The organism is Citrobacter enshiensis (genome assembly GCF_029338175.1).
Taxonomy (GTDB): Bacteria; Pseudomonadota; Gammaproteobacteria; order Enterobacterales; family Enterobacteriaceae; genus Citrobacter_D; species Citrobacter_D enshiensis.
The window spans coordinates 2,172,266-2,197,497 of the sequence record NZ_CP119862.1 but is presented as its reverse complement, the minus strand read 5'-3'; the positions used below and the strand labels follow the sequence as shown (position 1 = coordinate 2,197,497).

Below are 25,232 nucleotides of genomic sequence, written 5' to 3'. Positions count from 1 at the left end.
TTTATAAGGGCTGACATCATGTCAGCCCTCACGATTATAACGGGTCTACTTTCAGGCAGGAAACAGCATGTCGGAAACTGCCCTCCAGCACCGGCCGCGTTTTAGCACATTCAGGCCCGGCAATAGGGCAACGGGTGCGAAATACGCAGCCTGACGGAGGATTGATTGGCGACGGCAACTCCCCTTCCAGCAGTTGAATGGTTTTGTTCTTTTCCAGATCCGGATCCGGGATCGGCACTGCCGACATTAACGCTTTGGTGTAGGGATGCAGAGGATTATGGTACACCTCGTCATAGGTGCCCAGTTCCACAGCATGACCCAGATACATCACCAGAACGCGATCGGAGATATGTTTAACCACCGCCAAATCGTGGGCGATGAAAATCAGCGACAGCCCCATTTCACGCTGTAATTGCTGCAGTAGATTAACCACCTGAGCCTGAATGGAGACATCCAGCGCGGAAACCGGCTCATCACAAATAATCAGTTTAGGCTCAAGGATCAGCGCCCGCGCAATACCAATACGCTGGCATTGCCCGCCTGAAAACTCGTGCGGATAGCGGTTGATCAGGTTTGGCAGAAGCCCTACCTTCATCATCATCGCCTTCACACGGTCACGGACGTCCTGACGCGACAGTTTGGGATGATAGGTGCGCAGAGGTTCGGCGATAATTTCCCCAATCGTCATACGCGGATTCAACGAGGCCAGTGGGTCCTGGAAAATCATCTGAATATCGCTACGCACCGCGCGCCATTCTTCCGGCTTCATTCCCAGCAGATCTTTGCCCAACCAGGCCACTCTGCCGTCGGTGGCTTTCACCAGACCGATAATCGCCCTCGCGAAGGTCGATTTTCCGCAGCCAGATTCTCCCACGACACCCAGCGTTTCCCCTTCATACAGTCGCAGCGTCACACCATCAACCGCCTTCAGGGTTTGTGCCGGTTGCCAGAACCATTGCTTGCCGTCTTTGATGTCAAAATGCACTTTGAGATCGGCAATTTCGAGAAGCACTTTTCGTTGTTCAGTCACCGCGTTCATACCAGATCCTCCACCGCTTTGAAGCAGGCGCGCAGACGGCCAGGGCTAAATTCCTCAAGAGGAGGCGCATTGCTGCATATTTCCATCGCATGAGGGCAGCGAGGCTGGAATGGACAGCCTTTTGGCAAACGCAGCAGGTTCGGTGGGTTGCCAGGGATCGTCAACATCGACTCCCCTTCCGCATCCAGACGCGGTACGGCGTTGAGCAACCCGATTGAATACGGATGAACGGGTTGATAAAACACGTCGCGTGCATTTCCATATTCCATGGTACGGCCCGCGTACATCACCAGAACTTTATCGCAAATCCCAGCCACCACGCCGAGGTCATGCGTGATCATGATAATGGCGGTGTTAAATTCACGTTTAAGTTCATTCAGCAGCGTCATAATCTGCGCCTGAACAGTGACGTCAAGCGCCGTGGTAGGTTCATCGGCAATCAGTAACTTAGGACGGCAAAGCAACGCCATCGCGATCATGACGCGCTGGCGCATACCACCAGAAAACTCATGCGGGAACATTTTCATGCGCTTACGCGCTTCCGGCATTTTTACCGCATCCAGCATTTTCACAGACTCTTCAAATGCCTCGGCTTTACTCATCCCTTTATGCAGCATCAGGACTTCCATTAACTGCTCCCCGACCCGCATATACGGGTTCAGTGAGGTCATCGGGTCCTGAAAAATCATTGAAATTTGTTCAGCACGCAGCTTGTTTAGCTCGCGCTCGGGTAAGTTCAGTATTTCGCGCCCATTAAATTTCGCAGAACCGCCAATGTGTCCATTTGCCGCCAGCAGCCCCATCAACGCAAACGCCGTCTGTGATTTGCCAGAACCTGACTCACCGACAATCCCTAACGTTTCCCCTGCACGAAGCGAAAAATTTAAATCGTTAACCGCGGTGACATCACCGTCTGGAGTACTAAATGTTACTCGAAGATCTGTCACGTTCAGCAGTGCGTTAGCCTGTTGCTGCGCGAGCGGCGCGGTTGAGGTTTCAATTACACTCATGGCTGCACTCCTTAACGGTCTTTCGGGTCGAGGGCATCACGCAGGCCATCGCCAATAAAGTTAAAACAGAATAACGTCACCACAAGGAAACCTGCCGGGAAGAGCAGTAGCCACGGTGAAACTTCCATTGAGTTGGCGCCATCGCTCAACAAGGCCCCCCAACTGCTCAACGGCTCTTGGGTACCTAACCCGAGGAAACTCAGGAAGGATTCGAACAGGATCATGCTCGGCACCAGCAGTGAGGCATACACCACCACCACACCCAGAACGTTAGGGACGATATGACGAATGACGATACTGCCCGTGGAAACACCGCCAACCTGAGCCGCTTCAATAAACTCTTTACGCTTCAGGCTTAATGTCTGACCCCGAACAATACGCGCCATATCCAACCAGGACACCATCCCGATCGCCACAAAAATCAGCAGGATATTTTGCCCAAAGAAGGTCACCAGCAAAATCACGAAGAACATGAACGGAAAGGAGTTGAGGATCTCAAGCAAGCGCATCATGACTGAGTCAATTTTGCCGCCAAGATAACCCGATAACGAGCCGTATAACGTCCCCACGATCACCGCCACCAGCGCAGCGGCGATCCCAACCATCAGCGAAATACGCCCACCAATCGCCACGCGCACCAACAGATCGCGTCCGGAAGAGTCCGTGCCGAAATAGTGCCCCGACTCCCTATCTGGCGCACTCGACATCATGCCCCAGTCCGTATCGAAATAGGTAAACTGCGACAGCATCGGCGCCAGCGCGACAAACAACGCGATGATCACCAGAACCACGAGACTGGCCACCGCCGCACGGTTGTGCATAAAACGACGACGGGCGTCCTGCCAAAGGCTGCGGCCCTCGACCTCCAGCTTTTCACTGAAATTTTCCAGCGTCTCGCTGTTTTTCTTACTTAACATCATAGCGAGCTCCAGTATCAGTAACGAATCTTCGGATCGATGACGGCGTACAGCACATCGACGATGGCGTTAAACACAATGGTAAGCGCCCCCACAAGAATGGTCAGACTCAGCACCAGCGAATAGTCACGGTTCAATGCCCCGTTAACGAATAGCTGGCCGATCCCCGGCAAACCATAGATTGTCTCAATGACCATCGAGCCCGTGATAATGCCGACAAACGCCGGTCCCATATAAGACAGAACAGGCAACAACGCGGGTTTTAACGCGTGACGGAAAATAATCCGTCGCATCGGCAACCCTTTAGCCCGGGCGGTACGAATAAAGTTGGAGTGCAGCACTTCAATCATCGAGCCACGAGTAATACGGGCGATACTGGCGATATAGGCAAGTGACAGCGCCACCATGGGCAAAATCATAAATTTCAACGCCCCGCCGTTCCAGCCTCCGCCGGGCAGCCATTTGAGCGTGATAGCAAATATCATGACCAATAAGGGTGCTACGACAAAGCTGGGGATAACCACCCCGGTCATAGCCACCCCCATCACCGTGTAATCCCAGCGCGTGTTCTGGTTAAGCGCTGCAATGACCCCTGCGCTTACGCCGAGAATCACCGCAAGGAGAAAGGCGGCGGCCCCCAGTTTTGCGGACACCGGGAAGCTTGAAGCGACCAGATCGTTGACCGTGTAATCTTTGTATTTGAAAGAAGGCCCAAAATCACCGTGCGCCAACTGCTTCAGATAGCTGAAGTACTGCGTGCTGATGGGGTCATTCAGATGATATTTCGCTTCAATATTCGCCAGAACCTCTGGCGGCAGCGCGCGTTCACCGGTGAAAGGACTTCCCGGCGCAAGGCGCATCATAAAGAATGAAATCGTGATAAGAATGAAGAGTGTTGGAATCGCTTCCAGACAGCGACGTAAAATAAATTTCAACATTGCCCGTACCTTCTGGCGTGTGCCTTTACACCTCTGTATCAAACGAATCAGGTGAGGTGTTTATAGTGCGATGAAAAAAAGACACTGTGGGGCAAAACTCGTTCGCCCCACGTTTTGCCATTAATGCTTGATAATATACAAGTTTTTAACGTAGATATTATCCATCGGGTCTTTACCGGTGTAACCGCCTACCCAGGGTTTCACCAGGCGCGCGTTAACGTAATAATAAACCGGTACAATTGCAGAGTCTTTATCAAGTTGCTGCTCTGCTTTCGTGTACAGCTCGGTACGCTGCGCTTCTTCAGTGACCTTCAGCGTGTCGCCAATCAGTTTGTCAAACGCAGGGCTCTTATAGTGAGCGGTGTTGTTTGAACTGTTTGACAACATGGTATTCAGGAAGGATGTCGGTTCATTATAATCCGCACACCAGCCAGCACGTGCCACATCAAAGGTTCCCTGATGACGCGTGTCGAGGAACGTTTTCCATTCCTGGTTTTCCAGCTTCACGTTGGCGCCCAGATTTTTCTTCCAGATGGAAGCCACTGCGATCGCCAGCTTTTTATGCAGATCGGAGGTGTTGTAAAGCAGATCGAACGTCAACGGCTTGTCTGCGGTGAAGCCAGCTTCGGCCAACAGTTTTTTCGCTTCTTCGTTACGTTTTTCTTGTGACCACTTAAACCACTCCGGCTCAACCAGTTTCGCGCCATCGGTGTACGGAGGGGTGTAGCTATAAGCTGGTAAATCGCCCTGATTTTTCACTTTGTTGACAATGATGTCGCGATCCAGCGCCATTTTCAGCGCGGTACGAACGCGAACATCATTAAACGGCGCTTTCTGGTTATTGATTTCGTAATAGTAAGTACACAGGTAAGGATCGACGCGGACTTCATCCGGGATCTCTTTCTTCAGCTTCTGGAATAATTCAATCGGCATGTTGTTGTAGGTCATGTCGATTTCGCCGCTGCGATAGCGGTTAACGTCAGTGACTTCAGAAGAGATTGGCAGATAGGTGACCTGATTAATGACGGTCTTGTCGTTATCCCAATAATTGGTATTGCGCTCAAGCACGATACGCTCGTTCACCACCCAATTTTTAAGTTTGTACGCACCATTGGTGACAATATTGGCGGGCTGAGTCCACTTCTCACCGAATTTTTCGACGGCGGCTTTAGGTACTGGAGAAACGGATGGGTGAACCAGCAGTTTATAGAAATAAGGAACCGGCTCGCTCAGGGTGACTTCGAACGTATTATCATCAATCGCTTTTACGCCGAGATCGGTTGATGGTTTTTTACCCGCGATAATGTCGTCAATATTCGCGATATGACCGTACTGGAGATAACTTGCATAAGGTGATGCGGTATTCGGGTTTGCGAGACGTTGCCAGCTATAAACAAAGTCGTGTGCGGTAACCGGCGTGCCGTCTGACCATTTTGCATTTTTACGCAGATGGAACGTCCAGACTTTAAAATCTTTGTTTTCCCATTTTTCCGCCACACCTGCTGACGGATGTCCTTCGACATCGCTGACCAATAAACCTTCAAACAGATCGCGACTAACGTTCGACTCCGGAACGCCTTCAATTTTGTGCGGGTCGAGAGACTGAACTTCGGAACCATTATTGCGCACCAGCGTTTGCGTATCGGAGAGTTGAACGCCGGCCGGTACGTCCGCAGCCATTGCAACGTTTCCAGCGACTAGCGCAGTTAAAATCCCCGCAGCTACTAAACTTTTTTTTGTGATGTTAGACATTGTGTTTGTACTCCACTCATTATAATTACTGGCTTTTTAACCAGCCTGTTTAATCCCGTTAGGGTTTCTGTACAGCACCGGAGATTTTGCTGCTGTCAGTTCGTTTACTACGTTGCTATCACCGACTTTATTTATTTTGACGATTCGAATGATCGCCTTACGTCGATTCCGTCTACGCCTCCCCTGTCAGAGACGCGCTTTTATTCTGTAAATCATTTTATTGACAATAGTTCTCAACAACGTGAGATCTTCTGAAAATATCTGGCCGGAAAGTACCAAATGCGTTTCTTAACCGCCAATACAATTTACAGATTTGTTAACCAATTCTCTTTTGTAGAAAAAATACGCCAACCTGAAGACATCATTTGAGAGAATAATTCTCATAAAAAAATCACTTTCATCAATAGGTTATCTTAGATACACCACCGTCTACCGACCCAGGCATCGCGCAGAGGTCAAAATACACATAAATTTAACAAATGGTCATTATTTAGCACATTCATCTGGCATGGCGCTGAAATAACTAATAACATTTCGATAATCCTTCATCAAGCCCCTTAGTATGATGTAAATAAAATAACAGCGAGACGCGTGACTTTAAAACATCAAAATTGAATAAACTTCCGCTAAATCAACAGGAAAGCAAATTAAAAATATCGCTATGTTGATTCTTTTTTCGCGTTAATTTTCAACGTAAGTGAGCGCTTTTACTGATACTGTGAAGGAAACGGAGCCAATTATTGACTCCGTCTATATGAAAGGTGTGTCAGCTGAGGAGACCTGGGAAAATGGCTTTAAGCCCTGTCACGATGAACTCAATGCCCAACGCCATCAGCAACAGGCCCATTATACGTGTAATGACGTTAATGCCGGTTTGTCCCAGCAACCGCACCAGCCACGGCGCCATACGGAATAAGCCCCAACAGCACAGAGCAAAGATGGCAATAGCAACGAAAAAACCCACCAGGTGCATAATGTTGTTATATCGCGTACCCCAGACTATCGTCGAACTGATGGCACCCGGACCGGCCATTAAGGGTAACGCCAGCGGCACAACACCGATGTTTTCGCGTATTGCGGTTTCTGATTTTTCCTGTGTGTTCTGCTTATCTTCGCCCAGTTTCCCGCTGATCATCGACATCGCAATCGTGACAACCAGAATCCCACCCGCGATCCTGAACGAATCAATCGAAATACCGAAAAGCTGCAAAATGCCGTCACCCAGGAAGAGTGAAGTCCACAAAATGATGGCGACCGACAAGTTAGCGGTCAGGTTTGTCTTATTGCGCGCCGCCGCCGTTTGGTAGCTGGTCATACTGATAAAGACAGGAATAATCCCAACCGGGTTAACCAGCGCAAATAACCCGATGAAAAATTTAAAGTAAACAGGAAAGTCAAATAACGTTTGGATCACGGTTAGCTCCGAAGCGTTAGCCGTATGAAGTTAGTCGTCAATAATGGTAAAACCGCGCTGAAGATACGCCTTTTAGCAGCATACTTCACCTCAAATCTGCGTAATCTCTCTATATTCTCCAGTGTTATTAATATGTGTGGATTATGCTAATGTAACCATCATTCACCACAACAATTCACCAACACTTAATGTAAATTGCTAAAAGGGCCTGCTGAAAGGTGTCAGCTTTGCGTAAATTTGATCTTGATCACGTAATAACTACTCAGAAGTGAGTAATCTTGCTTACGCCACCTGGAAGCACGCGTTAGAATTTGTTAGCGCTAACGCATGAGCTCTTTTAGTAAATCAGAGCAAAATGGACGTTAAGTAACCGTTTGATTTTCAGACTTTTCTACAAACTTTCGTCGATCTGTCTATACTCTCGTATCGAGCAGATGATTTACTAAAAAAGTTTAACATTATCAGGAGAGCATTATGGCTGTTACTAATGTCGCTGAACTTAACGCACTTGTAGAGCGCGTAAAAAAAGCCCAGCGTGAATATGCCAGTTTCACTCAAGAACAGGTTGACAAAATCTTCCGCGCCGCCGCTCTGGCCGCTGCAGATGCTCGAATTCCTCTCGCCAAGATGGCCGTTGCCGAATCCGGCATGGGTATCATCGAAGATAAAGTGATTAAAAACCACTTCGCTTCTGAATACATCTATAACGCCTATAAAGATGAAAAGACTTGTGGTGTGCTGGATGAAGACCACACCTTCGGGACTATCACCATTGCTGAACCGATTGGTATCATCTGTGGTATCGTTCCGACCACTAACCCGACGTCTACGGCGATCTTCAAATCGTTGATCAGCCTGAAGACCCGTAACGCCATCATCTTCTCTCCGCACCCGCGTGCTAAAGATGCAACAAACAAAGCTGCCGACATCGTTTTGCAGGCTGCTATCGCTGCAGGGGCACCGAAAGATCTGATCGGCTGGATCGATCAACCTTCCGTAGAACTGTCAAACGCATTGATGCACCACCCGGACATCAACCTGATCCTTGCTACCGGTGGTCCGGGCATGGTTAAGGCTGCGTACAGCTCGGGTAAACCGGCTATCGGCGTAGGCGCAGGCAACACGCCAGTTGTTATCGACGAAACGGCCGATATCAAACGTGCGGTGGCTTCCGTACTGATGTCTAAAACCTTCGATAACGGCGTAATCTGTGCTTCTGAACAGTCCGTTGTTGTTGTTGACTCCGTATACGATGCAGTTCGTGAACGTTTCGCTACCCACGGCGGCTACATGCTGCAGGGCAAAGAGCTGAAAGCCGTTCAGGACATCATCCTGAAAAATGGCGCGCTGAACGCAGCGATTGTTGGTCAGCCAGCGTACAAAATCGCTGAACTGGCAGGCTTCACCGTACCAGAAACCACCAAGATTCTGATCGGCGAAGTGAAAGTTGTTGACGAAAGCGAGCCGTTTGCTCACGAAAAACTGTCTCCTACGCTGGCAATGTACCGCGCTAAAGATTTCGAAGATGCCGTACTTAAAGCAGAGAAACTGGTCGCCATGGGCGGTATCGGTCACACCTCTTGCCTGTACACTGACCAGGACAACCAGCAGGATCGCGTCAACTACTTCGGTCAGATGATGAAAACCGCGCGTATCCTGATCAACACCCCGGCTTCTCAGGGTGGTATCGGTGACCTGTACAACTTTAAACTCGCGCCTTCCCTGACTCTGGGTTGTGGTTCCTGGGGTGGTAACTCCATCTCTGAAAACGTTGGTCCGAAACACCTGATCAACAAGAAAACCGTTGCTAAGCGAGCTGAAAACATGTTGTGGCACAAACTTCCGAAATCTATCTACTTCCGTCGTGGCTCACTGCCAATCGCACTGGATGAAGTGATTACCGATGGTCACAAACGTGCGCTGATCGTAACTGACCGCTTCCTGTTCAACAACGGCTATGCTGACCAGATCACCTCTGTTCTGAAAGCCGCAGGCGTTGAAACTGAAGTGTTCTTTGAAGTTGAAGCTGACCCAACGCTGAGTGTTGTTCGCAAAGGTGCTGAACTGGCTAACTCCTTCAAACCAGACGTTATTATCGCTCTGGGTGGTGGTTCCCCGATGGACGCCGCGAAAATTATGTGGGTCATGTACGAGCATCCGGAAACTCACTTCGAAGAACTGGCGCTGCGCTTTATGGATATCCGTAAACGTATCTACAAGTTCCCGAAAATGGGCGTGAAAGCGAAAATGGTCGCTGTCACCACTACCTCCGGTACCGGTTCTGAAGTTACCCCGTTTGCGGTTGTAACCGACGACGCGACTGGTCAGAAATATCCGCTGGCTGACTACGCGCTGACTCCGGACATGGCAATTGTTGATGCCAACCTGGTTATGGAAATGCCTAAGTCTCTGTGTGCGTTCGGTGGTCTGGATGCCGTTACTCACGCTCTGGAAGCTTACGTTTCTGTACTGGCTTCTGAGTTCTCTGACGGTCAGGCTCTGCAGGCGCTGAAACTGCTGAAAGATAACCTGCCGGCGTCCTACAATGAAGGGGCTAAAAACCCGGTAGCGCGCGAGCGTGTACACAGTGCAGCGACTATCGCCGGTATCGCGTTTGCTAACGCCTTCCTGGGTGTATGTCACTCCATGGCGCATAAACTGGGTTCTCAGTTCCACATTCCTCACGGTCTGGCGAACGCCCTGCTGATCTGTAACGTTATTCGTTACAACGCAAACGACAACCCGACCAAACAGACGGCATTCAGCCAGTACGACCGTCCGCAGGCTCGTCGTCGTTATGCTGAAATCGCCGATCACCTGGGTCTCAGTGCTCCAGGCGACCGTACCGCAGCGAAAATTGAAAAACTGCTGGCATGGCTGGAAAGCCTGAAAGCTGAACTGGGTATTCCTAAGTCCATCCGTGAAGCGGGCGTGCAGGAAGCTGACTTCCTGGCTAACGTGGACAAACTGTCTGAAGATGCGTTCGATGACCAGTGTACTGGCGCTAACCCGCGTTACCCGCTGATCTCTGAACTGAAACAGATTCTGATGGATACCTTCTACGGTCGTGAATTCAGCGAAGGTGACACTGTAGCGAAGAAAGACGTTGCTGCAGCACCAAAAGCTGACAAAAAAGCGAAAAAATCTGCTTAATTTACTCACGTAAGTATTAGCAAATACCTAAAACGGTCCCTCTGGGACCGTTTTTTTATGTCGATTTTTTATCCATGGTAGCCAGATGCACAACGCGCATGAAGACAGATACCGTCATGTACGAGCACTGCGCAGGATCTTTCTGAGGAATGTCAGGGAACAACGACAGAAGAGGTTTCAGGGCAGAAGTGACTTGTGATAGCCAACGACCTACCCTGTTTGTTTCATCGCGTACAGGGGGCCCGCATTAGTCGTAGCGATGCTTTTCCTGAATAGAGGTCAAAGACCCTACTTCAAGCGCTTCTTTGTAATGCTTACGACACACGGAGACGTAGCGTTCATTGCCGCCAATAACCACCTGCTCACCTTCATTATAAGGTCTGCCTGCCTGATCAAGGCGTAAAACCATGCTCGCTTTACGGCCACAAAAACAGATGGTTTTTAATTCCACCAGTTTGTCCGACCAGGCAAGCAGGTATTGGCTACCGCCAAACAACTCACCACGAAAATCAGTACGTAATCCATAACACAGAACCGGAATATCAAGTTGGTCAACGACCTCTGATAATTCGTAGACCTGCTGGCGGGTCAGAAACTGACACTCATCAACCAGCACGCAGTGTATTGGCTGTTGCGCATTCTCCGCACGAATCTCTTCAAACAATGATGAATTCTGGTTAAACAACTTTGCGGGTGAGGAAAGCCCAATACGTGAGCTGACTTTTCCGGCACCGTAGCGGTCATCAATTTCCGCCGTATATACGACGGAACGCATCCCTCTTTCCTGGTAATTGTATGAAGATTGCAGCAATGCAGTCGACTTACCCGCATTCATTGCCGAATAGTAGAAATATAGCTGTGCCATTAACCGCAGGCCCTCACCTGAGAGAAATAAAAATCCGGGGGATTCTATCATAATTTTCGAGCCTGTCGGCGTCAGGCGTTGCATACCCGCCTGACGTCACAGTCTTGTTCGGATGGCTGCCCACATTCATTGCAGGCACGTACAGATATTGGTCTCACGCGACTTTCCGTGTTGTCGACATGCAGCAGGTGAATAAATTGAGGTATATATAAGCGCTAACAAACATTGCCCAACGATATACCCATCATACGTCAGGTTACCTGTTCGTCAGCAATACCCCACCCAGGAGAGCGTTCTCGATGCGTAAATCGACAATGCCAGTATCTCCTAGAGCATACTGAATTCAGCGTCTGGGGATGAATGAGTAAGACACCGCTCATCCGAGCCAACCTCTGGTTGTTAAGATTCATTCTGACGAATTTGACGCACGCCGTTGACTTCCTGTAACCCGAATTATTTAGGTTATACGCCACCTTTACAATTTGTGCTTTAGACATTCATCAACTTTACTTAACATCCGCTTCATTATCTAAACCCTGTACTTATTGTTACTGTTCCTCATATCTACCCCAAAGTAATAGGTGAATTCGGTAAGCAAAACTAATACAAAAGGTTGAAATTACTGCAATGCGATACTATTCCAACACGATAAAATGTGACTCTAATCGCTGAAGTTTAGCCCCCTGCCCGGAGTAACATCGCAACCAATAAGCTCTTTTTTGTGCGTCCCTTCAAGAAAAATTTAAGTTCGGATATTTAAAGGCTGTCGTAAATAAAGGGCAATTTTGAATTCCTTACATTACTGGCTATTGCACATCTGAATTTATCGCTCTATTATTAGCTCAACAAACCACCCCAATATAAGTTTGAGATTACAAAAATGAGCGAAGCACTTAAAATTCTGAACAACATCCGTACTCTTCGTGCGCAGGCAAGAGAATGTACCCTTGAGACGCTTGAAGAAATGCTGGAGAAATTAGAAGTTGTTGTTAACGAGCGCCGCGAAGAAGAAAGCGCTGCCGCTGCTGAAGTTGAAGAGCGTACCCGTAAACTGCAACAGTATCGTGAAATGCTGATCGCTGACGGTATTGACCCGAACGAACTGCTGAATAGCATGGCTGCTGTTAAAACTGGCACCAAAGCTAAGCGTGCTGCTCGTCCTGCTAAATATAGCTATGTTGACGAGAACGGTGAAACTAAAACCTGGACTGGCCAGGGTCGTACACCGGCAGTGATCAAAAAAGCAATGGAAGAACAAGGTAAACAACTGGACGATTTCCTGATTCAGGAATAATTCGTAACCTGTTTGCTTAAAATCCCGCCAATGGCGGGATTTTTTTTATGGGTACTTCGTCAGTTCTCACCTTACTGGCGAAAAAAAACGGCGCGAGGTGATCGGCGCCGTTTGTCGGGATTTATACCGTCTGGCTTACTTCTTAATACCCATTTCTTCTTCAAGCCATGCTTTAAATTCAGCACCAAGCGTATTATGGCGAATGCCATATTCAACGAATGCCTGCATGTAACCTAATTTATTACCGCAGTCATGGCTTTTGCCTTTCATATGGTAAGCTTCAACCGTCTCTTTTTCGATCAGCATATCAATCGCGTCGGTCAGCTGAATTTCATCCCCGGCACCTGGAGGCGTTTTCGCCAGCAGTGGCCAAATATCAGCGCTCAGGACATAACGTCCCACAACGGCCAGATTGGACGGCGCAACGTCAGCTTTCGGTTTTTCAACAACACCGACCATTGGCACGCTCTCGCCCGGCGCTAACTCTACGCCCTTGCAATCGACCACGCCGTACGCGGTAACGTCAGCAACGGGCTCTACCATGATCTGGCTGCTACCGGTTTCGTCATAGCGACGAATCATTTCAGCCAGGTTATCCTGGGACAAATCAGATTCAAACTCATCCAGAATCACGTCCGGCAGAATGACCGCAACAGGTTCATCGCCAACCACCGGATGCGCGCACAATACGGCATGGCCCAAACCTTTCGCCAGCCCCTGACGGACCTGCATAATAGTCACATGCGGCGGGCAAATAGATTGCACTTCTTCCAGTAACTGGCGCTTAACGCGTTTTTCCAGCATCGCTTCCAGCTCAAAACTGGTATCGAAATGGTTTTCAATTGAATTTTTGGAAGAGTGGGTCACCAGCACAATTTCAGTGATGCCAGCAGCAATACATTCGTTTACGACATACTGAATTAATGGCTTATCAACCAGCGGCAACATCTCTTTCGGGATGGCTTTCGTCGCCGGCAACATCCTGGTTCCTAAACCCGCAACCGGGATAACGGCTTTTCTGACTTTCGTATTAAGGGCAGCCATTTAAATTCTCCTGGACTGTTCATGTATTGAACGTGTTCATCAATCTGTATCGCATCCGAGTATATCAGTCGTGGAACAAACCCCAACTCCGAAAAGGACGCGCGTTCGTATAATTAAGATAAATTCGCAAAAACCTGGCGCAGATAGTAGCACCCACGGAGTAAAGCAGATATGTCAATTTCAGTCCGCCTTCTCGTTTGCTCATTCTGCAGACAACATAAGGCGAAGCCGTCCTCCCGCCCCCCAAATTTGACACTGCCAGGATTCACAGTGCTGGCTTAATTGGTTTAGGTAAGTATTACCTAACGTCCCTAACGGAACGCCATTACTGATCTGAACCTGATGTGTTTGTGTATTTAACGTCGCGTTCAGTCCGGCAGAGACCAGTGTCAGATTTTTAAGTCCACTATGGTAATAGCCGACTAATAGCGGAAACTGTCCCGGTAAATTGGCTTGCCGTAGCAGATGATTAACTTGTTTGAGCAGTGTACCTAATTCGGGTAAGCGATGATCCTGATGCGCCAACTGTTCCTGCAACAGACCATTAAATAACGCCCGCAGCAGCAATGCCGCCAATACGCCATTATCGCCCGCACGCGTGACATCGAGACAATAAAAGGCCAGGTCACTGTCAGATAACGGCGCAATATCGAGCACCAGGCCCGGTTGGTCGGCGGCAACAAGTTGACGATAATTTATCCGACAATGAGAAATAACCTGCTGAACCGGCGGCTGTAGTTCCTGCAGTAATTTTGCCGCTGCCGGTGGATTATCGACCAGCGCATCCCAGTCGCGAAACAGACGTTCCTCTTCCTCTACTCTGGAATTAAACATATTGGGATAGAGGCAGGCGAAAACAGCTTGCTTCAGACGGTTAAGATCTTTCACTGGCTTAAGCAACACGTCCTCAACGCCAAGGCGTAGCGCTTTAGCAATATCAGCCATATTTTCTGTCGCAGAAATAACCAGAATCGGCGTCTGGTCGCCACGGTTTCGCATATGCTCAACCAGCTTGAGTCCGTTCATTCTCGGCATGGCGATGTCGCAAATCATCAGGTCGGGGGTGAACGCACTGAGTAACTCCAGCGCATCCAGACCGTCTGCGGCTACCGCTGTCGTCGCTCCCAATGAGGAAAACCAGGAATCGAGAAGCGAGCGAAAAACAGGCTCATCTTCAACAATAAGAATCTGTTTTCCGACCAATGGCTGCGTCATGTTCTCTCCCCTGACTGGCTTTAATCAATAGTGGCATGCTATTGCCACTCGTGCCTGTCAGATTTTGCTTAAGTGTTCATAAAAGGTGTGTCAAACGTCGGTACGCACCAAGGGTAAAAGCTCGTCCATCTTTTTCTCGACCGCCAACTGCCCTGCCGCAATGGCGGCACTGGCACGATGAAAGTCCAGTGTGGAGATCTGCGGACAAAACGGCTGGATCAGAATATCCGGCGGGTCGCCCGCCATTCGGTTGCGCTTAAGTCTGTTTTCCAGAACCTGAATAGAGGTTGTCATGATCTCCATGGCCGTTGGCGCGCTTTCGACGCGTCGGGAGGTCATGTTGCTCAGGCGCTCTTTCAAACGGGCATGCCAGGAAAGAGAATCCTCACTGTCATCATCGTCATTGCTGACATTTAAGGAGAGAAGGTCTTGCTGCATGAGGTGCGCATCGTGCTGAAGGTCGACGGCAATGACAATGTCGGCCCCCATCGCGCGAGTCAGAGAAACAGGAACGGGGTTAACCACCGCGCCATCGACCAGCCAGTAACCATTATGTGAAACCGGAGACATCAGGCCAGGCATACTGCAGGAAGCGCGCACAGCCAGGTGCAAATCGCCCTCAGTAAACCACAACTCCCGGCCAGTGCTGAGATTGGTTGCAATGGTTCCAAAACGGCGCGAACAGTGTTCGAAATCGTCGGCGGGCATGATCTCGCGGTATTGATTGAATACGCGTTCACCCCGCAAAAGTCCGCCTCTGCGCCAGGAAAAATCCATCAGGCGTAGAACATCCCAGTAGCTGAATGAGCAAACCCACTGCTCAAGCGCGGTCAATTTATTACAGGCATAAGCGGCGCCAACAAGCGACCCAATAGAGCATCCCGCGACTATATCGATATCAATGCCCATGTGCTTTAGCGCCTTGATAACACCGATATGGGACCACCCTCGTGCTGCGCCGGAACCTAGCGCCAGCCCTATTTTAATTTTTCTCATTGTCACGAAAGACTTCCCATGGCTTCAAGACATGGCAACATCGCCACGGCTCAGTTAACATAGTGCCACCCAGGCGTTTGTACGCCGTTTTTTTTATTCCAGGGAGATGATTGTGTCTCAGCTTTGTCCCTGCGGCAGCGATGTCGAGTATAGCCTATGTTGCCGCCCTGTTGTGTCTGGCGAGCAAGTTGCACTCGATCCGTCACAACTCATGCGTTCTCGCTACTGCGCTTTTGTGATGAAAGACGCAGATTATTTAATCAGAACCTGGCATCCCTCCTGTGGCGCGGCAGCGTTTCGCGACGATATCAGCGCAGGATTTGCCCACACGGAGTGGCTGGGTCTGACCGTTTTTGAACATTGTTGGTCTGAAACGGACAATACCGGCTATGTGAGCTTCGTAGCCCGCTTTTCCGAGCAAGGAAAAACAGGTGCCATCATTGAGCGCTCACGTTTCTTAAAAGAAAACGGCCAATGGTATTATATTGATGGTACACGTCCTCAGTTTGGTCGAAATGATCCCTGCCCTTGCGGGTCAGGTAAAAAATTCAAAAAGTGCTGTGGTTAAACACATCTGACAGCAACGAAACAGCAAACACTCTCAACAGGATTTTCCAGGCAATGCATTCACTACAACGAAAAGTTTTGCGTACTATCTGCCCTGATCAAAAGGGCCTCATTGCGCGTATCACTAACATTTGCTACAAGCATGAATTAAATATTGTGCAAAACAATGAATTTGTTGACCACCGTACCGGTCGCTTTTTCATGCGCACCGAACTGGAAGGCATTTTTAATGACTCCACGCTGCTTGCCGATTTGGACGGCGCCTTACCGGAAGGTTCCGTTCGCGAACTGAATCTGGCCGGACGTCGCCGCGTTGTTATTCTGGTCACCAAGGAAGCACATTGTCTGGGCGACCTGTTAATGAAAGCCAACTATGGTGGGCTGGATGTTGAGATCGCCGCCGTCATTGGCAACCACGAAACGTTGCGCTCGCTGGTTGAACGTTTTGAGATCCCGTTCGAGTTGGTGAGCCATGAGGGGTTAACGCGCGAGGAACACGATCAGAAAATGGCGGATGCCATTGACGCGCACCAACCTGACTATGTGGTGCTGGCGAAGTATATGCGCGTTTTGACGGCTGAGTTTGTTTCACGTTTCCCGAATAAGATCATCAACATTCATCATTCGTTCCTGCCCGCCTTTATTGGCGCGCGACCTTATCACCAGGCCTATGAGCGTGGCGTCAAAATCATTGGCGCAACCGCGCATTATGTAAATGACAATCTGGATGAAGGTCCCATCATCATGCAGGACGTGATTCATGTGGATCACACCTACACGGCAGAAGACATGATGCGCGCCGGACGCGACGTAGAGAAGAACGTATTAAGCCGCGCGCTGTATCAGGTGCTGGCTCAGCGCGTGTTTGTTTATGGCAACCGAACGATTATTCTTTAATCGACAGATAAATTAATTGGTTACCTTTACGGCTTAACGCGTAAAAATCAGGCAACCGGTTTATTTTTATCAACGGAATGCTTTACAGTGGCGCGTCATTTGATATGATGCGCCCCGCTTCCCACAAGGAAGCAGGCCAGTAACCAGCATTACCCCGTGGTGGGGTTCCCGAGCGATCATAAGGGAGCTGACTGCAAATCTGCCGTCATCGACTTCAAGGTTCGACTCGAGCGATAGTGAGAGAACGTTGCCGCAGGCAACGGCCCGAAGGGTGAGGAGCTTTAGCTCCGAATAATCCTTCCTGACTATTGAATGCATGCAGCACAATGAATTTACCCCGTGGTGGGGTTCCCGAGCGGCCAAAGGGAGCAGACTGTAAATCTGCCGTCATCGACTTCGAAGGTTCGAATCCTTCCCCCACCACCATTCATTCTGGTAAGTTCTCAATAATTATCATACCCCTGGCGGGGTTCCCGAGCGGCCAAAGGGAGCAGACTGTAAATCTGCCGTCATCGACTTCGAAGGTTCGAATCCTTCCCCCGCCACCATCACTTCTCTGTTGCACTTCAGCCAAACCAAATTCCTGTGCTCTATATTCTGCCCATGCAGGGAAGGATGAGAAGCTTCGACCAAGGTTCGATTCGAGCGTAGCGAGAAAGCGTTGCCGCAGGCAACGACCCGAAGGGCGAAGCGCGTAGCGCTGAGTAATCCTTCCCCCGCCACCATCTTCCAGAAAAAATCCAGACATCCATACTTACGCGATATTTCATATTCCCACTGGGGAAGGATGAGAAGCTTCGACTAAGGTTCGATTCGAGCGCAGCGAGAAAGCGTTGCCGCAGGCAACGACCCGAAGGGCGAAGCGCGTAGCGCTGAGTCATCCTTCCCCCGCCACCATCACTTCTCTGTTGCACTTCAGCCAAACCAAATTCCTGTGCTCTATATTCTGCCCATGCAGAAAACATCATCTTTGCCCGATGGCACTTCGTTTACCGTGCCTACAAACTACAAAATCGCCCTCGTAGGTCGGATAAGCGTAGCGCCATCCGACAATTCAGGTAGCCCCACCCCATAAAAAAACCCCGCCGAAGCAGGGTTTAACCTTAACCACTCACCGATCAACGGCGCGCGCGAACAATCTGATATTTGCGCGTCAGATACTCGACTGGTGCGCTCCAGATGTGTACCAGACGCGAGAACGGGAATAACAGGAACAGCGTCATCCCCAGCACCAGATGCAGACGGAAAATAAACGCCACACCGTTCAGATACGCGGATGCCCCACCGTGGAAGGTCACCACAGACTGCGCCCAGCCGACCAGTTTCATCATCTCGCTACCGTCCATATGCTGAGCGGAGAACGGGATGGTCAACAGACCCAACGCACACTGAATCACCAGCAGGGAGAGGATCAAAATATCCGCACCGGTGGTGGTCGCCCGTACACGTGGGCTGAACAGACGGCGTTTGAGCAGCAGCACACCGCCGACGAGGCACATCAGGCCCGCCGCACCGCCGCCAATCATCGCCATCTTCTGTTTCACTTCAATGGGCAGCCAGGCTTCATACATCCAGTGCGGCGTCAGCATGCCGAGGAAGTGACCGGCAAAAATGCCCAGGATCCCGAAGTGGAACAGGTTGGAGGCCATGTTCATGCCTTTGCGATCCAGCATCTGACTGGACGCCGCGCGCCAGGTGTACTGACCGTAGTCATACCGCAGCCAACTGCCAATCAGGAACACCGACCCGGCAATGTACGGGTAGATATCAAAGAAGAACATATTCAGGAAGTGCATTATTGCTGTCCTCCGGTGGTAATATTCAGATATTGCGGTGCAACGGCTCCGGCAAAACGACGCTGGTGAGCGGAGATTTCAGATTCGCCGCAGCCCTGATCGGCAAAGAATTTCACCTGCTCTTCTTCCCAGACCGCATCAAGCGCTTGTGGGGTATCGTCGCGAACTTCATCCGCAATTTTTTCGGCCACTTTGCCGCTGTCGATCGTCGTGTTTGCCAGCTTCAGCAGCAGATCGAACAGCACCGCATAACGGCTTTCACGCTGTTGCAGGCGTGCGCTGAGTAACGCCAGAATCGGCGCGATATCCTGCAAACCGCCCAGCGCTTCGTGTTTCGGCAGCTGTGCCAGATACTCCAGATACAGCGGCAGATGGTCCGGCAACTCGCGGCTGTCGAGCTGTAGACCGTGCTGCTCGTACTGATTCAGCAGATCAACCATCGCCTGACCACGATCGCGGGATTCCCCGTGCACATGTTCAAACAGCAGCAGAGACGTGGCACGACCACGGTCGAACAGTTCGCTGTAGCTGGACTGAGCGTCCAGCATGTCCTGTGCGGTTACATCGCGCAGGAAGACGCCCAGAGCGTGGGCATCCTCTTTATCCAGGTTTTCAGATGACGCGAGTGCATCGAAAAGTTCCTGCTGATGCTGCCAGAGGGCAGCATCCGGGTACTCGAGCAGACGCGAAACAATGACGAGTTCAATCATTGGTGCGGCTCCGTTTTGCGGGTCACATCGACAGCATCGATGCGGCGGCTGTTGAACAAGTTAAGTTTGGTGTCGGAACCGTGGCAACCGTCGCCGAAGGTAAAGCCACAACCGCTTTTCTCCGGGAACGCATCACGCGCCAGCTCACGATGGCTGCTCGGCACTACAAAACGATCTTCGTAGTTGGCAATCGCCAGATAACGGTACATCTCCTGGGCTTGCGCTTCGCTTAAACCCACCTCTTCCAGCGCACGGGTATCCACTTTGCCGTCAACGGTTTCCGCACGTTTATAGTGACGCATCGCCAGCATCCGTTTCAGCGCCAACAGCACCGGCTGGGTATCGCCTGCGGTCAGCAGGTTTGCCAGGTACTGAACCGGAATACGCAGGCTGTCCACGTCCGGCAGAATGCCGTTACTGCCCAGTTCTCCTGCATCCGCCGCAGACTGAATCGGTGACAGCGGCGGTACGTACCAGACCATCGGCAGCGTGCGGTATTCCGGATGCAGCGGCAGCGCCAGCTTCCAGTCCATCGCCATTTTGTAGACCGGAGACTGCTGCGCCGCGTCAATCACGCTCAGCGGAATACCGTCTTTCAGTGCCTGTTCGATGACCGCCGGATCGTTCGGATCGAGGAACACATCCAGTTGACGCTGATACAGATCTTTCTCGTTCTCGGTGCTGGCTGCGCTTTCGATCGCATCGGCGTCGTACAACAGCACGCCAAGGTAGCGGATACGGCCGACGCAGGTTTCAGAGCATACGGTCGGCTGACCGGCCTCGATACGCGGATAGCAGAAGATGCACTTCTCCGACTTACCGCTTTTCCAGTTGAAGTAGATTTTTTTGTACGGGCAGCCGGTGATGCACATACGCCAGCCGCGGCATTTGTCCTGATCGATAAGCACAATGCCATCTTCTTCACGCTTATAGATAGCGCCGCTCGGACAGGTCGCCACGCACGCCGGGTTGAGGCAGTGTTCACACAGACGCGGCAGATACATCATGAAGGTGTTTTCAAACTGACCGTACATTGCCTTCTGCATGTTTTCGAAGTTCTGGTCTTTGGCCAGTTTCTCGAACTCACCGCCGAGGTCGTCTTCCCAGTTCGGCCCTTTGGTGATTTTAGCCATACGCTGACCGGTGATAAGCGATCGCGGACGCGCAATCGGCTGCGCTTTGCTGTCAGCCGGTGCGTTGTGCAGCGTCTGGTAGTCGAAATCAAACGGCTCGTAGTAATCATCAATGCCCGGCAGATGCGGGTTAGCAAAGATTTTACCGAGCAACATGGCACGGTTACCCATGCGCGGCTGCAGTTTGCCGTTGATCTTACGAACCCAGCCGCCCTTCCATTTTTCCTGGTTTTCCCAGTCGGTCGGGAAACCGGTACCTGGCTTAGTTTCAACGTTGTTGAACCAGGCATACTCGGTCCCTTCACGGCTGGTCCAGACATTTTTGCAGGTGACTGAACAGGTGTGGCAACCGATGCACTTATCGAGATTCAGCACCATGCCGACTTGTGAACGAATTTTCATTTTACGCTCTCCTGTACCTGGTCATTGCCTTCGCCATCCAACCAGTCAATGTTCTTCATCTTACGTACCACCACGAACTCATCACGGTTCGACCCGACGGTGCCGTAGTAGTTAAAGCCGTAGGCCAGGTGCGCATAGCCACCTATCATATGGGTTGGCTTCGGCGTAATACGGGTGACCGAGTTATGGATCCCCCCGCGCTGCTGGGTAATTTCGGAACCCGGCAGGTTCACGATACGTTCCTGCGCGTGGTACATCATGGTCATCCCGGCCGGAACGCGCTGACTCACCACGGCACGGGCAGTTAGCGCACCGTTACTGTTAAAGACTTCGATCCAGTCGTTATCTTCGATACCCAGATCTTTCGCATCAGCTTCGCTCATCCACACGATCGGACCGCCGCGACCTAACGTCAGCATCAGCAGGTTGTCGCTGTAGGTGGAGTGGATCCCCCACTTCTGGTGCGGCGTCAGGAAGTTAAGCGCTTTCTCCGGGTTGCCATTGGATTTCTCGCCCATCACGGCTTTCACCGAACGGGTGTCAATGGGCGGACGGTACACCAGCAAACTTTCACCGAAGTCGCGCATCCACTGGTGATCCTGATACAGCTGCTGGCGACCAGACAGCGTACGCCAAGGGATCAGCTCGTGAACGTTGGTGTAACCGGCGTTGTAAGAAACATGTTCATCTTCCAGACCTGACCAGGTCGGGCTGGAGATAATTTTGCGTGGCTGCGCCTGAATATCACGGAAGCGAATTTTCTCGTCTTCTTTATTCAGCGCCAGATGCGTGTGATCACGACCGGTAAATTCACTCAGTGCCGCCCAGGCCTTAACGGCCACCTGACCATTAGTTTCCGGGGCCAGCGTCAGGATCATCTCGGCTGCATCAATTGCCGTATTCAGCATCGGCTGGCCTTTCGCCGGTCCTTCTGCCTTGGTGTAATTGAGCTTACGCAGCAGATCCATTTCGCTCTGGGTGTTCCAGGCAATCCCTTTACCGCCGTTACCGATTTTCTCCATCAACGGACCGATAGAGGTAAAACGCTCATAGGTCGCCGGATAGTCACGTTCAACGGTCATGATGTGCGGGGCGGTTTTACCCGGAATCAGGTCGCATTCGCCTTTTTTCCAGTCCTTCACGTCCAGCGGCTGCGCCAGTTCGGCGGCCGAGTCGTGCTGAATTGGCAGCGTCACGACGTCGGTTTCTTTACCTAAATGGCCTACGCACACTTCTGAGAATTTCTTCGCGATGGCTTTGTAGATGTCCCAGTCGCTTTTTGACTCCCAGGCCGGATCAACGGCGGCGGAGAGCGGATGAATAAACGGATGCATATCCGAGGTATTCATGTCGTCTTTTTCATACCAGGTGGCGGTTGGCAGCACGATGTCGGAATAGAGACAGGTGCTTGAAAGACGGAAGTCCAGCGTCACCACCAAATCCAGTTTGCCGTCGAGACCGTTATCCTGCCATTCCACCTCTTCGGGTTTTACGCCACCCTGCTGACCGAGATCTTTCCCCTGAATACCGTGCTCGGTACCCAGCAGATATTTGAGCATGTACTCGTGGCCCTTACCGGAAGAACCGAGCAGGTTAGAGCGCCAGATGAACAGGTTACGCGGATGGTTTTTGCCGTTTTCCGGCTGTTCCGCCGCAAAGCGAATCGAACCGTCTTTCAGGGATTTAACGGTGTAATCCACCGGCGTCATCCCGGCTTTCTTCGCGTCTTCAGCGATAGTCAGCGGGTTAGTACCTAACTGTGGTGCGGACGGTAACCAGCCCATGCGTTCAGCGCGAACGTTAAAGTCGATCAGATGACCGCTGTAGCGGGATTTATCCGCCATCGGCGACAACAACTCCTGCGCGGTGACCGTCTCATAGCGCCACTGGCTGGAGTGGTTATAGAAGTAAGACGTACTGTTCATATGACGCGCCGGGCGCTGCCAGTCGAGAGCAAATGCCAGCGGCTGCCAGCCGGTCTGCGGACGCAGTTTTTCCTGGCCGACATAGTGCGCCCAACCGCCGCCGCTCTGGCCGATACAACCACAGAACACCAGCATGTTAATCAGCCCGCGATAGTTCATATCGAGGTGATACCAGTGGTTCAGACCGGCACCGACGATAATCATCGAGCGGCCATGCGTTTTGTCTGCGTTGTCGGCGAACTCACGGGCGATACGGGTGATCTGCGCACGCGGCACGCCGGTTATCTGTTCTGCCCACGCCGGGGTGTACGCTTTAATATCGTCGTAGCTGGTCGCGCAGTTTTCGTCGTTCAGGCCACGTTCCAGACCGTAGTTGGCCATTGTCAGGTCATAAACGGTGGTGACCAGCGCGCTGGTGCCGTCCGCCAGCTGCAGGCGTTTTACCGGCAGTTTGTGCAGCAAAACATTTTCCAGCTCCACTTTATTGAAGTGTTCGGTGCCCTCGCCGCCAAAGTACGGGAAGCCGACGTCAGCAATCTCGTCCTGGCTGCCCAACAGGCTGAGCTGCAGTTCCGTTTCCTGGCCCGTTGTCCCGTCGCGCTGTTCGAGGTTCCATTTGCCTTTTTCGCCCCAGCGGAAACCGATAGAGCCGTTCGGTGCCACCATGTCGCCGTTGTTGTTGATGGCGACGGTTTTCCATTCCGGGTTATTTTCCTGACCGAGCGAATCCACCAGATCGGCGGCACGCAGCATACGACCCGCCGCGTAATACCCGTCACGCTGTTCCAGCATCACCAGCATTGGCATATCGGTGTAGCGGCGGACGTAATCCGTGAAGTACTGGCTTGGGTTGTCGAGGTGGAATTCGCGCAGCATCACGTGGCCCATTGCCAGCGCCATTGCCGCATCGGTCCCCTGCTTCGGCGCCAGCCACAGATCGCACAGTTTGGCGATTTCGGCGTAATCCGGCGTTACCGCAACGGTTTTCGTCCCTTTGTAGCGAACTTCGGTGAAGAAGTGGGCGTCCGGGGTACGGGTCTGAGGAACGTTAGAGCCCCAGGCGATGATATAGCTGGAGTTGTACCAGTCAGCCGATTCCGGTACGTCGGTCTGTTCGCCCCAGGTCTGCGGTGAGGCGGGCGGCAGATCGCAGTACCAGTCGTAGAAGCTCAGGCAGGTACCACCAATCAGAGAGAGGTAACGTGCGCCAGACGCGTAAGAGACCATCGACATCGCCGGAATTGGCGAGAAGCCTGCCACGCGATCCGGGCCGTAGGTTTTCACGGTATAGACGTTGGATGCCGCAATCAGCTCATTCACTTCCTGCCAGGAGGAGCGAACAAATCCACCGCGACCACGCGCTTGTTTGAAACTTTTGGCTTTATCGGCGTCTTCAATGATAGAGGCCCATGCGTCAACCGGATCGCTGTGCAGTTTCTTCGCTTCACGCCACATCTTCATCAGGCGTTTACGCATCAGCGGATATTTAAGGCGGTTAGCGCTGTAGAGATACCAGGAGTAGCTCGCGCCGCGAGGACAGCCGCGCGGTTCGTGGTTTGGCATATCCGGACGGGTACGCGGGTAGTCGGTTTGCTGGGTTTCCCAGGTCACCAGACCGTTTTTCACATAAATTTTCCAGCTGCATGAGCCGGTGCAGTTTACCCCGTGGGTTGAACGCACCACTTTGTCGTGCTGCCAACGTTGGCGGTATCCATCCTCCCAGTCCCGGTTGGTTTCGAGAAGCTGGCCGTGCCCATCGGCAAAGGTTTCGCCCTTCTGTTTGAAGTAGCGAAACCGGTCCAGGAATTTACTCATCGGTTCTCTCCTGTGGGAGCCTGACGGCTCTCTGATAAATCGACATTGCTTGATTAACAGCGAAGGTAACGCTCTGAAAGGGCGTCAGAATTGATAACGATCAAGGCTGGCGGGGTTGAAAATCAGAGTGAAATCAATGACTACTCCCAAAGTGGGATAACGAAATTCAGAGTAACGAATTGAAATTAAAGAAAATTATTGAACACCAAAGATTATTGCAGGCAAGTTTCTTTACAGGTGGGTATTAAGGGGTATGCCCCTGCCAGGCACAACGCATGATCATGCCGCTTCTCTGCTCCCATTGTTTAAACACATTAGTATGTTGTAACTAATTAAGGGCAAAAAAAAGC

Annotated in this window: 18 protein-coding genes, 2 tRNA genes and 3 other RNA genes; 9 read left to right on the top strand and 14 right to left on the bottom strand. The window is 51.2% G+C overall.

Annotation, left to right across the window (positions count from 1 at the left end; all coding sequences use genetic code 11):
• Positions 1 to 34 precede the first annotated feature (34 nt).
• From oppF to P2W74_RS10645, 6 genes are all read right to left on the bottom strand, one after another.
• Positions 35 to 1,039, bottom strand: coding sequence for a murein tripeptide/oligopeptide ABC transporter ATP-binding protein OppF (gene oppF, locus P2W74_RS10670; RefSeq protein ID WP_276294900.1), 1,005 nt, complete (start codon positions 1,037 to 1,039; stop codon positions 35 to 37).
• A complete protein-coding gene (oppD, locus tag P2W74_RS10665; RefSeq protein WP_276294899.1) occupies positions 1,036 to 2,049 on the bottom strand; it encodes a murein tripeptide/oligopeptide ABC transporter ATP-binding protein OppD in 1,014 nt (337 codons plus the stop codon). Before oppD ends, oppF begins: the two co-directional genes overlap by 4 nt.
• An 11-nt stretch (positions 2,050 to 2,060) precedes the next feature.
• Positions 2,061 to 2,969, bottom strand: a complete 909-nt coding sequence (gene oppC / locus P2W74_RS10660; RefSeq protein WP_203361008.1) for an oligopeptide ABC transporter permease OppC — start codon at positions 2,967 to 2,969, stop codon at positions 2,061 to 2,063.
• Between the two features lie 14 nt (positions 2,970 to 2,983).
• Entirely contained in the window at positions 2,984 to 3,904 is a 921-nt protein-coding gene (gene oppB / locus P2W74_RS10655) for an oligopeptide ABC transporter permease OppB (RefSeq protein WP_203361007.1), read from the bottom strand.
• A gap of 120 nt (positions 3,905 to 4,024) precedes the next feature.
• Complete coding sequence (gene oppA, locus P2W74_RS10650) at positions 4,025 to 5,656, bottom strand: oligopeptide ABC transporter substrate-binding protein OppA (RefSeq protein ID WP_276294898.1); 1,632 nt, start codon at positions 5,654 to 5,656, stop codon at positions 4,025 to 4,027.
• Between the two features lie 766 nt (positions 5,657 to 6,422).
• Positions 6,423 to 7,070, bottom strand: coding sequence for a YchE family NAAT transporter (locus P2W74_RS10645; RefSeq protein ID WP_276294897.1), 648 nt, complete (start codon positions 7,068 to 7,070; stop codon positions 6,423 to 6,425).
• 474 nt (positions 7,071 to 7,544) lie between these two features.
• On the opposite strand from P2W74_RS10645, the gene adhE reads away from it, so the two are divergent.
• Complete coding sequence (gene adhE / locus P2W74_RS10640) at positions 7,545 to 10,223, top strand: bifunctional acetaldehyde-CoA/alcohol dehydrogenase (RefSeq protein WP_276294896.1); 2,679 nt, start codon at positions 7,545 to 7,547, stop codon at positions 10,221 to 10,223.
• Between the two features lie 247 nt (positions 10,224 to 10,470).
• On the opposite strand, the gene tdk is transcribed toward adhE, so the two are convergent.
• On the bottom strand, positions 10,471 to 11,088 hold the full coding sequence (tdk, locus tag P2W74_RS10635; protein WP_276294895.1) for a thymidine kinase: 618 nt from the start codon (positions 11,086 to 11,088) through the stop codon (positions 10,471 to 10,473).
• A gap of 880 nt (positions 11,089 to 11,968) precedes the next feature.
• On the opposite strand from tdk, the gene hns reads away from it, so the two are divergent.
• A complete protein-coding gene (gene hns / locus P2W74_RS10630; protein ID WP_192612418.1) occupies positions 11,969 to 12,382 on the top strand; it encodes a histone-like nucleoid-structuring protein H-NS in 414 nt (137 codons plus the stop codon).
• Positions 12,383 to 12,517: 135 nt separating this feature from the next.
• Here hns and galU read toward each other — a convergent pair whose 3' ends face one another.
• The 3 genes from galU to rssA form a co-directional block, all read right to left on the bottom strand.
• Complete coding sequence (gene galU, locus P2W74_RS10625) at positions 12,518 to 13,426, bottom strand: UTP--glucose-1-phosphate uridylyltransferase GalU (RefSeq protein WP_192612419.1); 909 nt, start codon at positions 13,424 to 13,426, stop codon at positions 12,518 to 12,520.
• 201 nt (positions 13,427 to 13,627) lie between these two features.
• Positions 13,628 to 14,641 (bottom strand): two-component system response regulator RssB, encoded by a 1,014-nt coding sequence (gene rssB / locus P2W74_RS10620; protein WP_276294894.1) that lies wholly within the window; start codon positions 14,639 to 14,641, stop codon positions 13,628 to 13,630.
• Between the two features lie 90 nt (positions 14,642 to 14,731).
• Positions 14,732 to 15,637, bottom strand: coding sequence for a patatin-like phospholipase RssA (gene rssA / locus P2W74_RS10615; protein WP_276295171.1), 906 nt, complete (start codon positions 15,635 to 15,637; stop codon positions 14,732 to 14,734).
• A 112-nt stretch (positions 15,638 to 15,749) separates the two neighbouring features.
• On the opposite strand from rssA, the gene P2W74_RS10610 reads away from it, so the two are divergent.
• The 7 genes from P2W74_RS10610 (at position 15,750) to P2W74_RS10580 (ending at position 17,998) form a co-directional block, all read left to right on the top strand.
• Positions 15,750 to 16,205: a YchJ family protein gene (locus P2W74_RS10610; protein WP_276295170.1), complete on the top strand. Its 456-nt coding sequence runs from the start codon at positions 15,750 to 15,752 to the stop codon at positions 16,203 to 16,205.
• A gap of 53 nt (positions 16,206 to 16,258) precedes the next feature.
• Positions 16,259 to 17,101 carry a formyltetrahydrofolate deformylase gene (gene purU, locus P2W74_RS10605; RefSeq protein WP_276294893.1) on the top strand — a complete coding sequence of 281 codons (843 nt, stop codon included), beginning with the start codon at positions 16,259 to 16,261 and terminating at the stop codon, positions 17,099 to 17,101.
• Between the two features lie 167 nt (positions 17,102 to 17,268).
• Positions 17,269 to 17,413: non-coding RNA, RtT sRNA (locus tag P2W74_RS10600), on the top strand.
• Positions 17,414 to 17,442: 29 nt separating this feature from the next.
• A tRNA-Tyr gene (locus P2W74_RS10595) sits at positions 17,443 to 17,527 on the top strand.
• A gap of 37 nt (positions 17,528 to 17,564) precedes the next feature.
• Positions 17,565 to 17,649: transfer RNA gene (locus P2W74_RS10590), tRNA-Tyr, on the top strand.
• A gap of 46 nt (positions 17,650 to 17,695) precedes the next feature.
• A non-coding RNA gene (locus P2W74_RS10585) (RtT sRNA) lies at positions 17,696 to 17,826 on the top strand.
• A 41-nt stretch (positions 17,827 to 17,867) separates the two neighbouring features.
• Positions 17,868 to 17,998: non-coding RNA, RtT sRNA (locus P2W74_RS10580), on the top strand.
• A gap of 221 nt (positions 17,999 to 18,219) precedes the next feature.
• On the opposite strand, the gene narI is transcribed toward P2W74_RS10580, so the two are convergent.
• Genes narI through P2W74_RS10560 form a run of 4 tightly spaced genes read right to left on the bottom strand, consistent with a single transcriptional unit; the run spans position 18,220 to position 24,882 of the window.
• Positions 18,220 to 18,897 (bottom strand): respiratory nitrate reductase subunit gamma, encoded by a 678-nt coding sequence (gene narI, locus P2W74_RS10575; protein ID WP_276294892.1) that lies wholly within the window; start codon positions 18,895 to 18,897, stop codon positions 18,220 to 18,222.
• Entirely contained in the window at positions 18,897 to 19,607 is a 711-nt protein-coding gene (narJ, locus tag P2W74_RS10570) for a nitrate reductase molybdenum cofactor assembly chaperone (protein ID WP_276294891.1), read from the bottom strand. Before narJ ends, narI begins: the two co-directional genes overlap by 1 nt.
• Positions 19,604 to 21,142 carry a nitrate reductase subunit beta gene (gene narH / locus P2W74_RS10565; RefSeq protein ID WP_276294890.1) on the bottom strand — a complete coding sequence of 513 codons (1,539 nt, stop codon included), beginning with the start codon at positions 21,140 to 21,142 and terminating at the stop codon, positions 19,604 to 19,606. Before narH ends, narJ begins: the two co-directional genes overlap by 4 nt.
• Positions 21,139 to 24,882, bottom strand: coding sequence for a nitrate reductase subunit alpha (locus P2W74_RS10560; protein ID WP_276294889.1), 3,744 nt, complete (start codon positions 24,880 to 24,882; stop codon positions 21,139 to 21,141). The genes narH and P2W74_RS10560 overlap by 4 nt, the downstream gene beginning before the upstream one ends.
• Positions 24,883 to 25,232: the final 350 nt, after the last annotated feature.